Below are 15816 nucleotides of genomic sequence, written 5' to 3'. Positions count from 1 at the left end.
GCCCTTGATTCAAAAACAATAAAATATGGCCCTTTACTCAAACTGCAGCGGCGGCCTTTTGGCGTTAAGAGATTCCAGGCAATTCTATTGCCTGAATAATGGCCATATGTTTTGACATTGATTTTCAGAAAACTGGCCGGAAAAAAAGCTGGCGAAAACTGCTGCTATATGAAAAGCCATTGGATATGCGGGTAGATGTATGCCCATACCGTTAGTTTTTTCCATTTACACTATTAATTTTTACAAACAAATATATCTGAAACGGAAATCTATTTCGGTATGGACTCCAGTTCTACTTCATCGCCAATTGCTGATCATCAGCTTCGGCCATTTCCTTATAAAATGCCTTAAACTGATCGATCTTATCTACAGGAACGTAATCTTTCTTTAATACAAAACGCCGCTTTAATAAGATTTTATTTCCCTGTTGTTCACTTTCCAGCTTAAAATCAATAAAATCGTTGGTCAGTTGTACAGTTTTAAAAGGCTGAACCATCGCTTTGCCCGTTGGCAATTCTAATGATAATTCCTGGTTAGACTCATCAATGCCAAACAATTGGGTAAGATCTAAACCAAATTTACGCGGTGAAATCACCTGCAGTGCGGTGGCATATGATTTATTTGACCATGGAATAGAGAATATAGACATCCCTGCTACACTTTTGCTCACATTGAGCAATTTATATGAGCAGGCGGTCGCTACTGTATCAGAAGTTGACTTTGCGGCATTTAGGTTGGTAAAATTCAAGCTATAAATCTCATTTTCAGGATAAGTACCCGTTAAATCTTCCTTCATTTTCTTGATTTGATCCGCATTGCTCAAATCGTTAAAGACACTTCTCATGTAGCTAGACATTGATCCGGTATTCCAATTCGTTTCCTTTACCATCATATCGGCATTTTCCAACTTCACTTCGGTTTTGTAACCCATAATATTTTTTCCTCTTATACCGGGATTAAATGGAGTCAAGCCTATGCTCGTTTTGTTAATTTCCAGAATATTAGAACCAAGAAAAGTATTACTGAAAGTGTTAAAAGGCAAGGTTCCGGAAGTGAGTTCTACCCAATAATCTTTTCCACCTATGGTAGATTTGGCAATGCAGTGATTAAATTCGATACTTGGCAATAATAGCGTATGCTGTCCCCGATCTCTGGTATTTGCCAAAGCCAGCGTTGCTGAAATACCTGCTTCTTTACACATGCTAACAAAAAGTGTAGACACATCTTTACAATCGCCAATTCTGGTATTAATCACTGTTGATGGGTTTTGTGGAATAATACCACTTTGCCTGAACGATACAGAGCTATATGCGATGTTGGTAATGATGTAATTATAAATCATTTTGATTTTGGTCAAATCATCCGGATTACCTTTGCCCGCAAACAAATCGTTTACTACTGTTTTAATTTCATAACTGCTCCTTGCCTTGGCCGAAGCAATATTATCGTACCAATCTGCAATAAATTTCCAATCCGGAATAGATGATAAATACAGCATATTGGTTACATCATCCATTGGCGGCATTTTATCTTCGTATCTTAATGCTTCTTGTTTATTCTTCTCCCAAACGTACAAATCAAATTCATCCTTTGTTGTTTTAAGGGGAGCAATATCCTGTTGCGAAAACACATATTTAAACGCTTTGTCGCGGTGGATGAGCAGCGAATATTTAATTTTAAGATTATCGAGTCCATCACTAAAATAGAAGGCATCCCAAAAATGGCTCGACATGGCTCCCATGTGGAAATTTTCGATTTTATAGCGGATATTGATTACGTCGCCAACTTCCAGGTTGGTAAACACCAATTCATTATTGTTGGTTTCGGCCGGAACTTTCGTTCCATTGGTTTTTATCACCTCAGCAATTTCGATAGCATAGTTCTGATCATTGTTATAAGGAATGGCGTACTCCTTAAAGCTTTCAAGCCCTTTCTGGGTGAGGATTTTTGCCGTAAAAAAGTGTTTCTCTTCCGATCCTCCGTTTTCATAAACAACTTTCTGCACCTCATTATTTAAAACCACAACCTGCCCATCAGGATATTCGGTTTTGGATGGTGCCTGGCTAACCATCGCTTTCACGTCGGGTTTTTCGAAGTAATCGAAAACGGCCTTTTTATCCTGAAGGGTTCTTAACAACTGAATCACAGTGTAATTGTTCGGATCGATCTGTAAACTCGTTTCGTAAGCCTTAATACTTTTTTCTTTCTGCTTATTTGCATCATACAACATACCCAACTGCGAATACACAAACGCGTTGTTAGGGTCAATCTCCAGTACCTTTAAATATAATTTTTCAGCTTCATCATACTGTTGCAACTTATAATAAACGGCTGCCAGGTCGGTATAAACTGAAAAACCAATCGGATCATCTTTCAGTTCTTTCTTATAGATATCAATCCCCGCATCAGTTTCTCCTTTATCCATGTATAATTTAGCTACATATTTAGCCGCTTTATAATCGTTATTTTCGTTAATATACTTTTGAAGAATATCAATAGCCTTAGGATTTTTCCTAATCTGCACTTCAATCAGGTATTTTAAATTCACAATATCTGCTGAACTTAAATGCTGAGGATAAATTTTTTCAACCAGGTCGATAATTTCCGGTTGTTTTTTCTCTTGCCCGAGTATATTAAGTTTTTTAATCAAAACCGCTTCATTCTCACCATAGATTTTTTCGAGTTTGGCTATAATTTCTTTTGCCCGTACGTAATCATTCTGTTGAAAATGCTCGTTGTACATCAGTTCAAGCGCAAGTGAACAATCAGGGTCGTGAGTTTTGATTTCTTCTTTCAGGGTTTCTATTCCGGTTCTATTGTCCGCTTTCCCAAAAAGCTCTATCATCATCAGGTTCAGATAGGTGCTTTCGGGGAAACGCTTTTTAAGTTTCTCCAGGATCAATCTCGCATCAAATACATTCCCTAAACGCAGGTAAAGCTTCGCCATCATTAACTGATTTAAATAGTTCTGAGGTTTTGCTTTTAGGGCATCTTCAAAATACTTAAAGCCAACCGACTTGAGCTGAGCAGCAACAGGGTTAGTGTCTTTTGAATAGGCTTGCGGTGTACTTGTGGCAGAAAGCTTATCTAACGGGGTTCCGTTAGCATCTGTTAACCGCAGCATAAAATTCGATCTACCTGCATAACTTTCACCAATCTGTACCAAAATCCGGTTGTAGCCCTGGTTTAAGTTAACCGGAACGATATAGGCATCAAGATCGTTGTTTCTTTCTTCAGATTCGCTGATGACAAGCCGGTCGTTTACCCAAACCTTTACCGATCCGGATACGCCGATCCTCAACTGCGCCGTTGTATTTACAGGTGCATTAACAAAGGTTTGGGCAAACTGTAATGCATTTTCGTAAGTATTGTAATAGGTAAAATCGAACCATTTATCGTGCCTGGTATAAGGTACCGTTCTCCAGCTAAATTTCCGGTTCTTCTTCCCCGTAAAAACATAATTAAGTTCCGGATGGGCTAAAATATCATCATATGGTTTATCAAAACCACTGGTCGAAATATTTTCATACTCGCCAGTAATTAACCAATTTTCGATTTCGCCAATCTTATTGAAATACTGATCTGCATCGGCATATTGCTTTTTCTCTTCGTAATGCGAACCTAATGACGAATAGGCCAATGCATTTAGGGTTCCGTCAACGTCTTTTCTTGCTGCAAGTTTTTTATAAAACTCCAGCTGATCGGCTGTTTTTATTCTGGAAGCCCTGTTGGGCATATCACTCCAGAGTGCGACCAGGTATGGTTGCGGGTTTTTCGAGGTATTGGCTAATTTATTTAAATAGTCAAAGCCCTCTTTATCCGAACGGTCCATTTCAGTCATCATAGAAAGCGCAACATTTGCTTCATCTGAAGATGCAGGTTTTAGGGCTGCTTTGGTAAAAAAATCACGTGCTGCTGTACGGTCGTTTTTGAAAAAATATTCCCAACCTGGGTTTAAATTTGTTTGTGCCTGAATAGACGAAGAAACAAGAATAGAGAGAATTAATAGTTTGAATTTCATTTTGTAATTATAAAAAAAAACAAATCTGAATCAAAAGCAATTTTTGATCAAAATAAACATAAAAACACCTTATTTACAGTGAGTATTTAGAATATTGAACCAAATATTTAATCATAGTGAAAAGGATTAGCCAAATAAGAAGAGCTAAATGTTGATCACCAAGTGTATCAATAGTCAACACCGCAATGATCGTGGATCAATGTGTTTATAAGAAGTATAGGAATTAACCAGTTTAATATATACTTCCGGTTTACATGAGCGTTTTGAAAATTTTCTGCCCAGATAAGCTTAAGCAATATTCTCCAGATACCTTAATACCTCTTCTTTCTTTCTGCTGGAAACCTGGATCTTCTCTCCATTATCCATTTGAAGATAGCCTTCCCTGAAATATTTTTTAACATAGGCAAAATTGACCAGATAGGATTGGTGGCATCTTAAAAAGCCAAAAGGAGACAGCAGGCTTTCATAATCTTTCAAACCTTTTGATACCAGTATTTCATTTGATCCTTTGATCACAAAAGTGGTATATCCTTTATCGCCTTTGCAGAACATAATATTCTCTATAGCAACCACTTCAATATATTCGAGTGTTTTAAGTGCAATACGCTTGTTGGCCGATAAACCCTGGGATAGATAATGTTCTTTGGCAATGCTTAATTGGTGTTGGTCAAATAACTCCTGTTTACGGTGGTGAAAGCATTTATTTATGGCAGAGGTAAGCGACTCTTCGTCAACTGGCTTAAGCAGATAAGCTAAAGCACCAAGATTAAGTGCCTGTATCGCATATTGATCGTAAGCAGTTAAAAAGATGACCTGAAAATCTGTTACGCCAATCCGTTCAAAAAGCTCAAAACTGTCACCATCCTTTAGTCTGATATCAGCAAGAATGATTTCGGGCTTTAAAACCGGTATTTCAGCGGCGGCAACAGCTATTTCTGCAGCCCCGCCTATCACTTGTACATAATCGATCCGGCTTACAATCTGTAAAATATGCTGCATAATCCGCGGCTCGTCTTCCAGTATATAAAGTTTCATAATGAACGTAAATTAATCGTTGATAATCGGAATATTGATTTTCACCAGCACACCATGCTCACCAGTATCATTTTTGTTGGTAAGCGTAAAATTGGCATTTTGGCTATAACGGCAAAAAAGCGCTTCGAACCGTTCGGTCAGAATGGTTTGTGCCAAAGACTGCTTTTGCTTATTTCCAGCTACCTTATTATTTAAGCCGCAGCCATTGTCGTCTATTGTTATTCCGAGCTGATTGTCTTGCTGATGAAAAGAAATTTTAAGTAATCCTTTATAAGGGATATTCCTAAATCCATGCTCAATCGAATTCTCGACAAAAGGCTGGATAAACATAGGAGGAATGAGTGTGGCCTGTGCATCAATTTCTTTCGAAACCGAAATCCGATACGTAAAGGTATCGGCATAACGCATCTGCTGTAATAAAAGGTAATTATTTAACGAAGATATCTCTTCTTCGATGGAGATAAAATCCTTCCTGTTTTGTTCAAGAACCGCCCTTAATAAACCTGAAAAAGATTTTAAATACCTTACAGACTCAGAGGTATTGCCCGATGAAATCAGACCTTGCAGATTGGAAATGGCATTAAATATGAAATGTGGATTCAGTTGTACCTGAAGAAGTTTTTGTTCCATAATCAAACGCTGGTTATCAGCTGCCAGAAGCTTGTTCTTATCTTTTAAACGAAGCTGGCGATAAATGATGATGAACAGCGACACAGCGGCAACGGAAATAACCAACACCATAAACAGTAACCAGCGCTGTTGGTTAATCAGTTTCTCATTTAGCTGATTTCGGCTGTTCAGTTCGTTAATACTACGGTCTTTTTTTTCTACCTCATATTTTTCATGTAATTCAGCTATCCTTGCCGCCTCTATCGCTTTACTGTTGCTGATTTCAGTTTTATAAAGAGAATCGGCAGCTGCCAATGCCGATTTGAAATTGCCTTTTAACTTATAAGCATCAATAAGCCCCATGTAGGGAGAAGTTTTGCGCTTGCCTGATGGATCTTTTTTCTCCATTTCCATCCCTGCGCGGAAATAAAAAATAGCCGAGTCTGGCTGGGTATTACGGATAAAAGAAGTAGCGAGATTACTGTAAGCAATATCATTCAGGTTATTCGTCTTTTTCAAAAAGTTAAAGTATATACGACTACACTCAAGTGCCTTTCCGTTTTTTCTCTGCTTACTGTAAATCTGAGCCTGATTATCGTAAGTGCGGGCCAGCGCCAGGCTATCTTTGATGTTAACAGCCAGTATGCGCGCCTGGTTGTTGTAATATAACATTTTGTTCAAATCACCAAGCCTCGAAGCAAGCAAAAAAGAGATATCAAAATACCGTTGTTTGATAACGGAAGAATTTTTATAAGGGTGGGCCGCATAATACCTGGCAGCGTATTCCAACGATTTTTGTTCGTTATCGTTTTGATAATAGGCTTGCGCAATTAAATCATAATAACGGTAGGTTAACCGGCTTTTCTGTATTTCTGCGGCCTTTAAACCTGATAGTATCCGGTTCATAAGCCGGGCCTCTACCATTGAGCCATTGCCTATGGCATACGAAATGATTGCATTTTCCTTTAACAACTCAATATCGTCATTTTTACGGTATCCCCTCATTTGCTCATAAGCAGCAAGCGCGCTATCCCTTTTCTTCGCAATGGAAAATTTTCTTGCTTTGAAATAATGGTAAAAAGGATTTTTCTCCTTTGCCGGCATTAAAGAGAGGATACTATCCTGCCTATCGATGACTGTCTTTAACTTTTTAGATCCTACTAGTGTATCTAATGAAATGATAAATGAGAGCAGATCCGCTGTAGATTGTCCCTGAGCTGACACGGACTGACCACTGCCATTTGCCTCGGGCTTTTGCCGGCACGATAGCAGGCAGAACAGGGCAAGCGTAAAAACAGGAATAAAGCGATATCGAAAAAAAAGATTCATGTTGCTTAATTGATCGTTGAGGATCTTCCCCAGAATTAATGCCTAAATATATCAATCAAAAGGGTAGCGCAAAAACCCCTATCGATATTCGGGAACTTTGAGGCTATATCCGTTGATAAACTTTGATTATTCGATTGAGGATTAAAGCTAGAATTTGAAGCAATAATGAGATTTAGACTATTTACACAAAATCAGTACATCACCAGTTCCTTTAAAAAATGAACAGCAGATAAAGTGCCTTAACAGATTTTTGGAAAAGTATTGCGAATATGGAACGGAAATTACCGAATGTGGGTTGGCCCTTCTCTGTCCACGCTTTTCTATTGAAATTCACGGTAGAAAAACGAGCACCATCCTCTTTTTCAAATATTTTAACCATTTACTTAACAAGAAAAACTATGAAACGTTTATTTATTGCACTAGCATTTACAGCAATGGGATTCGGCGCATTCGCCGGCGAAGTAGCACCAACAAAGGCCCTACCCCTATCTAAAAACACCTCAGAAAAAAAAGTTGCCGAAAAACAAGCCAGCAAAAGTCAGAGGAGAAAAACCAAGAAATATGTATTTCATTTAACCTGTGGTGATGTAGTTGTAAATGTTTACACCGATGCTGTCAATGCACCAGGTGTAATGAGCGGGATCTGGAACCACCTGGACCAGCAAAACTGCCACTAAATACTAAACCAGCTGTAATCTAAATTCAGCGCGAACACCGAGACAGGGGTGTGAACTACGCCCCTGTTTATTTTATCTAGAAGAGGATGGTCTCTTTAAACAGGGCATTATGAAAAAACATTTAAAAAATTGTTTATTAGGGCTTTCACTTTTTTTGGCGTATAGTTTATGCTGCGAATCTGTTTTTGCACAGAAACAAGCAGCGCGTGCAGCATATTATCGTTTTACCCACATTAAAGACTCTACGCAAAATGCGAAAGTATGGACGGAAGAATTTTTACTGGCATTTAACGCAGATAAAAGTATTTATACCAGCCATACTAAACTTGTACAGGATTCTGTGAATGCAGAGATCATTAAAAATGCCGAGGAAAGCGAAAGCGAAGAGGTTGATATGGGCACTTATACACCCGTAACTGCCGAACAGGTTTTTAACAATGGCAACAAGCTAGCTGTTGTTAAAAATTTTAATGGTGCCGATTATCTTATTAACGAAATCACTGATAAAATAAACTGGAAGATTTCCGCCGAAACCAAAACCATTTTAGGCTATAACTGCCAGGAGGCAACCGGTACCTGGAAGGGACGAACCTATACCGCATGGTTTACAACCGATATACCTGTCAGTTTTGGTCCGTGGAAACTCCATGGACTACCCGGCCTAATACTTGAAGCGAATGATAAAACCGGAAGGATAACTTTTAGTTGTACAAAAGTGGTGCCCCCTGTAAAGCTGCCTTCTGCAGTTTCGTTAGATCTTCCTCGGGAATTAACCACTACCACCTTAGCCCAATATGAACGGATGGAAAAAGCTTACGCCGAAAATCTCGATATGGATGCTTTCGATCCACAAAGTGTAATGATGCTGATGAGCAGTGGACAGACGAAAAGTACAAACGGAAAAAAATTGAGCATAAACTTTCCTCTGGAACTGGAAAAATAAACAGTTCATGTTTACAAGGGTAATCTGTATCTGCTTTTTTTTGCTCATCTGCCTACAACAGGTACATGCGCAAAGCGTCATTGCAGGTGCCGTGCGCGATAGTAGCGGTACCGCCATACCAGGTGCTTCAATAACCGTTATAAACAATAAAGGCGCAGGCCTATTATTTTCCAAAACTGATCAAACTGGTAACTTCGTTTGCAAGCTCGAAACAGCCGAAGATAGCCTGCTTATCAAAGCCACAGTACTTGGGTTTAAACCCTACACTTTGAAACTCAAAAATAAATCAGTTAACAATCTTCTTATTATCCTTAAACACAGCATCATCAACCTACAGGAAGTTAATGTTAAATCGTCAGGTCCGGTCAGCAAAATGGCCGACACCTTAAAATATGATGTAAGACGGTTTAAAGAAAATCAGGATCGGGTAATTGCCGATGTGATTGGACGCATGCCCGGCCTACAGGTTGATGATAAAGGAGGGATCAGTTTTAATGGTAAAAGAATATCAAAAGTCTATATTGATGGTGAAAATCTATTAGACCGAAATTACAAACTTGCCACCTCTAATATTCCGGCTTCGGCCATTTCCCAGTTGCAGGTAATTGAACGCGACCAGCCTGTTAAAGCTTTAAACGGTTATGTGAGCAGCGATGATGTAGCGCTCAATCTCACTTTGAGCGATAGTGTTAAAACAATGATTAGCAATAACGCACAGGCAGGTGCAGGGAATAAAGCTTACCTGGCCGACTTTAACAATATGATTTTTAGAAAAGGTATTAAGGGAATCAATACCCTAAAAGCCAACAACATAGGTAACGATCTGCAGGTAGAACAGGAAGAAGCCGGCCAGCTTTCGGCGAATGAATTCAGAGCCAGAGATCCGCAAAGCTATTTATCCATGCAAAGTGAAATCATTCCTGATTTACAACCCAAATACTATCTCTTCAATAACGACCTTAGTGCATCTGCAAATACACTGCTGAACCTTGGGCAAGACTGGCGCCTGAGATTTAACTTATCGACACTGCAACTTAAATGCCATTATCGTTTTAACAATAGCGTGAGTTACTTTTTAACAGGGGCAGATACCGTTAGCTACGTTGAAGAACAGGACAATGTATACCGCCTAAACAGTTGGAAAGCCAAGATGCAGATAGAAAAAAACAGCAGTAAACTTTATTTCCAATCGCAAACCAGTTTGGAAATACCCAACTGGCAGCGCAGGGGGCAAGCTTCGCAGAATGATGCCGATTTTGCGCAGGAACAACCGATGAAAACCCGTTCCGTGTATAATCAAACGAAAATGGTAAAGGTTTTGGGAACTGAAACAGTACTGGAATACAACGGATTGCTACAATATCAAAAGGTTGATGAACAACTGAAGATAATGCCTGGAATCCATAAGTCAATTCTGAACAATGGAGCAGATTACCGGCAGCTCAAACAGTCAGTTTTTACCAATAATATTTTTGTGGATGAAAGTGTTGCACTCCGTAAAAAAACCGGCAGAGTAGTGCTCTCTTCTTCTGTCAACTTTGGTCTTGAAAAAAACAGTTTAAAGAGCGGTTTACTGATTTTACAGGATACCCTCAGCGAACATCATCCTGGAAATGATTATATTAATAACACCGGATTTCAGAATGTGGAAGTCAGGGTAAAATCATCTGCGCTATACCGTTTAAAAAAAGGCGAACTTAATGTTACGTTAGCTCCCGGATACAATTTTATCAGTGATGATAACCGGATTAAACAGTACTCCACAGAAAGTAGATATTTTAGTTTAAATCCCGCCGTATCCTTTCGAACAAATGCGGGAAAGTTTGCAGATATGCAGTTCAGTTACGCAGCTGATAAAAGTTTTGGCGACGTAAAAGATATTTACCAGGGCATTATCCTGGTCAATTTCCGGCAGTTCAATTCAAATGCCATCCCAATTCCCGTACTAGATCAAACATCGCTTTCTGCAAGGTATTCTTTCCGCAAGCCAATCAATATGTTTTTTTTCAACATTGATCTGAGTTATGTGGCAAGCAGGCAAAACTATATCCGTTCATATGCGGTAGAAAGTATACAAACCCGTGCCGTGGCCGTAGATTTTGATAATCGGCTAAAAGAATATAATATTGGTACAAATATATCAAAATACCTGTTTTTTGCCGGGCTTAACCTTTCGTTCAGATCCAATATAGGCTTTCAGCAGGGCTTTAACTTTTATAATAATGACATTGTTCCGTATGATGGTACACAGATAAATGCAGGCACTTCTCTGAGAAGAAAATTTTCCAATCAGCTTAGCCTGTTGCTGATGTACGATTTTATGAAGGCCACTAACCGGCAGAAAGCCTATAACGGCAGCTTGACCGAGAATGTGGTGAGCAATCATAAATTGAGGGCAGAATGGAACCACCGGATTGGACATAAACTTTCCTATCAACTCAACTATAACTTAATCAGCTTTAACCAGTCCTTCCAGAACCGGAATCAACAATCTTTTTTAGATTTCAATTTTAGATATTCACCAGGTAAAACAACAGGTGTTTTTGAGTTTCAATGTATCAACCTGATCGGTCAGCAGGCTTATACACAGAGCAGTTCCAATACTAATGAACTCAGTATTTATGACATGCCCTTAAGGCAAAGAACATTTTTAATTAAATACAGCTTCAACTTCTAGACACCGATGTGGCAAATTCTGAAAAACTTTTCTTTTTAAAAAGATCTCAACATAGGTTTAGCAAACGATATTTTGCTAATATATTCTGCTTTTTGAGCATTTTTGGATATAACGATTGAAGAAGACAAAATGAAGTAAAAAACCGATCAAAAAATAGTTAGTTTTCTATATTTTATTAAATAACAGACCACTTTATTTAAAAAAACATTGACACTACTCAGTTTTTATATAAATTAGCAAAACTAAACGACTGAGGTTAAGTGAAGTCTACTCCTATTACTGTCGAAAAGAAGCTATTAATTGAATTAAAAGATGGTGATCAGGCAGCCTTCAGGCAGTTGTACCAGATTTATTCAGAGAAACTCGCCAGTAAACTGATTTATCTTTTAAAATCTGAAGACCTGGCCCAGGATATCTTACAAGATGTATTTCTAAAGATCTGGATCAACCGCGAAATGATTGATACAGAACTAAGTTTTGGCGCATTTCTTTACAAGATCGCCTCAAACCTGTCTAAAAATGTAATCCGGAAAAATGTTTACGATCAGCTTATGCGCCATGAGGTTGGCTAAGAAGAATTATATCATCCTGTAGAAGAAGGCGATGATGCAGAACAGGCCAGGGCCATTTTAAATCAGGCCATGGATCAGCTTACTAATCGACAGCGGGAGGTATACACCTTACATAAACTGGAGGGTCTAAGCTATCAGGAAATTAGCGAAAAACTGAATATCAGCCTTTCTGTTATCAATCATCATATTCAAAAAGCTAACAAACACCTAAAAACGGTATTAAAATCAAGATCATTTGAGCTATTTGTTCTCCTGCTACCCACCATATTAAAAAAATAATTTTACCAAGAGGTGCTATTTTTTCTTTTTCATGTGTATTCTACTTAAAAGGGATGATTTTTCCCTAGTTTACCATGAGCAAACCAAACAGAATTAAGTTTTTATTTGATCAGTACCTAAACGATGTCATCACAAAGGATGAATTGACCGAACTTAACCAACTTCTTCAGAATAATGAAGATGAGGTACAGTTTGATGAGGTAGTTAGCGGATATTTTGATTCAACATCTCACTCAGTTCATCCAAAATCTAAAGCTATTGGCGATTTAGTCTGGAATTAAATCGCTCAGAAAATAGAAAAGGTTCAGCCTAAGCAGCGGAAATTGTTTTCATCTCTACAATATGCAGCAGCCGCAGCAGCCATCTTGATTTTTTTATTCACCACATTTTTTATTTATAAATCCAATTATCTTAAAGATACTCTTCGAAAAGATATTGCACATGACATCCTTCCTGGTACTCATCGGGCAACGTTACAGTCAACTAATGGTAAAGTCTATCAATTAGAGGGCAGTAAACAAGAGATTATTGCCGATAAAAATACGATCCGCTACAAAGATGGAGCATTGCTCGCTAAAGAAGATCAAATTCAGAATTTTACCTTATCCACTCCAAAAGGTGGGCAGTGCCAGGGTAACGTAACAAATAAATACATGGAAGAAGCAGGACCAGATGATGCCCATTTCTTCAGGGAAATGATGGCTATTTCTGCAGATTATGCAACCGGATCAAGCGATGGCCCGGTATTGGATGTTTATGGGCGTGTAGTGGGAACGGTTTCTAACACAAAAATGTACACGCATAGTGAAATGAATCCCAGTGTACAGATGGTGGTAAAAAATACGGTACCTGTTGAATCACTATGGAAACTGGTGCGATCAGGATCAAATCAATAAATTTAGCTTAATATTAACAGCACGCTCAGATGCCCGCGATTAAAAACCGCGGGTATTTTTTTTCAATCCCAAAAATTTCATTCGGTTAGCCTAAACAAAATCTACCCCTGCCTAACCGCGCATTTAATATCTTTGTTGGATGGAAGAAGTATTAGATAATCCGATTTATTATGCCTTAACATCAGGGCATAGCCATATCTCAAAAGGAACTGATGAGGTAAAATACTACGTTGAAGATATCACCGCATTCGCCGGTTTGAAAGATAATTCGCAGGAGAACCTAAATACCCTCTATCAAATCAGTCCGGCAGAAAGTCTTTTCGTATTTTTCTCAAAAACCCCAGTAGAAATACCCGAAAAATGGAATCTGTTAACTCAGATTGATATGTTTCAATTCATTTTCCGTGGCAAAGAAATTCCAACGCCAGATGCAAGCGGCCTTACAGAACTGGATTTAAAACATGTTAATGAAATGATCGATCTGGTAGAACTGACCAAACCAGGACCGTTCCTGGCCAGAACTATTGAACTCAGTAATTACACGGGCATATTTGTAGATGAACAACTAGCTGCAATGGCCGGTCACCGGTTTTTCCCAAGCCCCTATCGTGAAATAAGCGCCGTTTGTACACACCCTGATCATTTAGGCAAAGGTTATGCATTTAAGATTTTACAAGAGCAGGTTAAAAGGATATTACTCCGTTCGGAAATACCTTTTCTTCACGTTAGAAATGACAATGAAGGCGCTATTAAACTTTACCAGAAACTAGGTTTCGAAATCAGAACAGATATGATAGCGTACGTCATCAGAAAATAAGCTTAAACCAAGAAGAGAATGTTTCTAAATAGAAAACTGCTCTGAAAATAATGTGCCGATGTTTTAGTTTTGCACCAAACTAATACATACATGTCTAAAACAAAACTTACCATTAACAATAACGGCTCTGTTAAAATAGAGGGCGATTTTGAAATAGTAGATAGAAACGGGAATGCTTATGGCTTACAGGGCAGAGAAGTCGTTTCAATCTGTCGTTGTGGCTTATCTAAAAACAAACCATTTTGCGATGGTGCTCATAAAGGCCATTTTGAGCATGATGCCATTGCATTCGATCTTCCTCCAAAAAAGGTTTAATCAACAGTATTAAAAGCATTAATCTTCCACGGTTGGTGCTTTTTTATTTTAAGAAACTTTTACCGGAACCTTTTGATGCAATTTGGTGTTAATTAATAAATAATTTACATCATGGCAAAAGAAAAGAAAAAAAGCAAAAAGAAAAAAGATAAAAAGAAAGGCAAAAAAAAGAACAAGCTAGGGGTTAAAAACTCATTGGTAAATAATATTAACGCCCGGAAGAAAAAAGGCAAATCAAGATCCAAGAAAAAGTCAAAAATCAGCAAAAAAGCCTACAAAAAAATGCAAAAAGGATGGAAGAAGTAGTTTCGAAGTTTAACGGCATTGTTTTCATACGTTGAATAAAATTGTTTACTGACAACTATCTTAAAGCTATTAATATCCCAACGAATAGTACTATCTTTATGAAAGCATGTACCTTTGTGTTATGGAAACAAGAAAACAACACCGTAATAAAGAAACCTGTACGGCAAGTTTAAATGCAGTAAAAGACGCGTTATATGTATTAAACGGGAAGTGGAAGTTTCCGTTAATTATTGCATTGCAAGATGGACCCAAGCGGTTTAATGAGATCCAGAAATCGCTCGGTGAGATTACGCCAAAAATATTATCGAAAGAACTTAAGGATTTGGAATTGAATGAGTTTCTGGTCCGAAAGGTATTTTCTACCACTCCCGTTACCGTAACTTATGAACTTACCCCCTATAGCGAATCGCTTGACCGAGTGATTAATGAACTAAGAGAATGGGGACTAAAACATCGCGAACGGTTGGTTAAAAATCGAAAAATCGAATCTACCGCTGCAGAAATACCGGCATCCCTTTAGCGGGCAATGTTAACTATCCGTCTACCTGAAAGGGCAAAACCGATAATGATAAAATTCAGCTATCTTTGTACAAAATAAAATCCATGGCGGTATTACACAGAAAAGAAGAAAAAATTCAGGCAGTGCTCGGCAGATTGCCTAAAAAATATACAGACGAACAATTTGTAGAAATGTTTATTAAACTATATTCTAAAGATTGGGGCAAAATTAAATCAGCCTATATTAAGCAATCTCAGGATAAAGAACCTGGCACCATCATCAATATGCCTAAACCCGAGGTATATTTAAAACAGGTCTTAGCCAACTACCTGCAACAAAATCATACGCCCAAAGTAGTAGAGGCTAAAGAAGAATCCGTTACAGAATTACCTGCAACCGAAGTTAAAACAGCCAAAACTCCAGATAAGAAGAAGACAGAAGCAGCTGAAACGCCAACAGTAGAAGTTAAAAAAGCTAAAACTCCTGCAAAGAAAAAAGCAGTGGCAACAGAAGAAGCTCCCCTGGATGAAAAGAAAACAAAATCAGGAGCAACCAAAAAGCCTGTAACAAAAAAATAAAAATATTTTACATCAAATATAATAAATCACCTTTTTGGTTGTTTATATATATGAGAGCGTTAATTTAGATGACGGGGATAGGTCGGTATGATTTATCCCCGTTCTTTTTTGAGCTTTTTATTCGGTTACTCTCCGTTGTCATGCTGAGGAATAATTTATGGTATAAAAATCAATATAAATGACGTAACTGATTTCTTATGCCATACAGCACAGTCTTGCCTCGGCTCACCGCCGCCGAAGGGCTCTTACTTTTTGGCATCAAA

General features: G+C 38.2%; 14 protein-coding genes and 1 pseudogene. 12 read left to right on the top strand and 3 right to left on the bottom strand.

The annotated features are described in order from the left end of the window. Positions 1-292 precede the first annotated feature (292 nt). From QZ738_RS10920 to QZ738_RS10910, 3 genes are all read right to left on the bottom strand, one after another. Positions 293-4021, bottom strand: a complete 3729-nt coding sequence (locus tag QZ738_RS10920; RefSeq protein ID WP_293787433.1) for a tetratricopeptide repeat protein — start codon at positions 4019-4021, stop codon at positions 293-295. A 288-nt stretch (positions 4022-4309) separates the two neighbouring features. Then, positions 4310-5056, bottom strand: a complete 747-nt coding sequence (locus tag QZ738_RS10915; RefSeq protein ID WP_293787431.1) for a LytTR family DNA-binding domain-containing protein — start codon at positions 5054-5056, stop codon at positions 4310-4312. A 12-nt stretch (positions 5057-5068) separates the two neighbouring features. Then, positions 5069-6994: a histidine kinase gene (locus QZ738_RS10910; RefSeq protein ID WP_293787430.1), complete on the bottom strand. Its 1926-nt coding sequence runs from the start codon at positions 6992-6994 to the stop codon at positions 5069-5071. A 398-nt stretch (positions 6995-7392) separates the two neighbouring features. On the opposite strand from QZ738_RS10910, the gene QZ738_RS10905 reads away from it, so the two are divergent. From QZ738_RS10905 to QZ738_RS10855, 12 genes and pseudogenes are all read left to right on the top strand, one after another. Next, on the top strand, positions 7393-7671 hold the full coding sequence (locus QZ738_RS10905; protein WP_293787429.1) for a hypothetical protein: 279 nt from the start codon (positions 7393-7395) through the stop codon (positions 7669-7671). A gap of 109 nt (positions 7672-7780) precedes the next feature. Beyond that, positions 7781-8614, top strand: coding sequence for a GLPGLI family protein (locus QZ738_RS10900; protein WP_293787428.1), 834 nt, complete (start codon positions 7781-7783; stop codon positions 8612-8614). Between the two features lie 7 nt (positions 8615-8621). Next, positions 8622-11291 (top strand): carboxypeptidase-like regulatory domain-containing protein, encoded by a 2670-nt coding sequence (locus QZ738_RS10895; RefSeq protein WP_293787426.1) that lies wholly within the window; start codon positions 8622-8624, stop codon positions 11289-11291. Between the two features lie 260 nt (positions 11292-11551). Continuing rightward, a complete protein-coding gene (locus QZ738_RS10890) occupies positions 11552-11863 on the top strand; it encodes a sigma factor (protein WP_293787424.1) in 312 nt (103 codons plus the stop codon). 33 nt (positions 11864-11896) lie between these two features. Further along, positions 11897-12142 (top strand): annotated as a pseudogene (locus QZ738_RS21320) (RNA polymerase sigma factor); the annotation flags it as partial. A 74-nt stretch (positions 12143-12216) separates the two neighbouring features. Next, complete coding sequence (locus QZ738_RS10885; protein WP_293787422.1) at positions 12217-12423, top strand: hypothetical protein; 207 nt, start codon at positions 12217-12219, stop codon at positions 12421-12423. A gap of 42 nt (positions 12424-12465) precedes the next feature. Beyond that, positions 12466-13038, top strand: coding sequence for a hypothetical protein (locus QZ738_RS10880; RefSeq protein ID WP_293787420.1), 573 nt, complete (start codon positions 12466-12468; stop codon positions 13036-13038). Positions 13039-13177: 139 nt separating this feature from the next. Beyond that, entirely contained in the window at positions 13178-13855 is a 678-nt protein-coding gene (locus QZ738_RS10875) for a GNAT family N-acetyltransferase (protein WP_293787418.1), read from the top strand. A gap of 90 nt (positions 13856-13945) precedes the next feature. Next, on the top strand, positions 13946-14170 hold the full coding sequence (locus tag QZ738_RS10870; RefSeq protein WP_293787416.1) for a CDGSH iron-sulfur domain-containing protein: 225 nt from the start codon (positions 13946-13948) through the stop codon (positions 14168-14170). Positions 14171-14281: 111 nt separating this feature from the next. Next, a complete protein-coding gene (locus tag QZ738_RS10865; protein WP_090984532.1) occupies positions 14282-14476 on the top strand; it encodes a hypothetical protein in 195 nt (64 codons plus the stop codon). A 121-nt stretch (positions 14477-14597) separates the two neighbouring features. Continuing rightward, entirely contained in the window at positions 14598-14996 is a 399-nt protein-coding gene (locus tag QZ738_RS10860) for a helix-turn-helix domain-containing protein (RefSeq protein ID WP_293787414.1), read from the top strand. A gap of 83 nt (positions 14997-15079) precedes the next feature. Further along, positions 15080-15553, top strand: a complete 474-nt coding sequence (locus tag QZ738_RS10855; RefSeq protein ID WP_293787412.1) for a hypothetical protein — start codon at positions 15080-15082, stop codon at positions 15551-15553. Positions 15554-15816: the final 263 nt, after the last annotated feature.

This window comes from uncultured Pedobacter sp., assembly GCF_913776295.1.
GTDB lineage: Bacteria > Bacteroidota > Bacteroidia > Sphingobacteriales > Sphingobacteriaceae > Pedobacter.
This window is presented reverse-complemented; position numbering and strand designations above follow the sequence as displayed.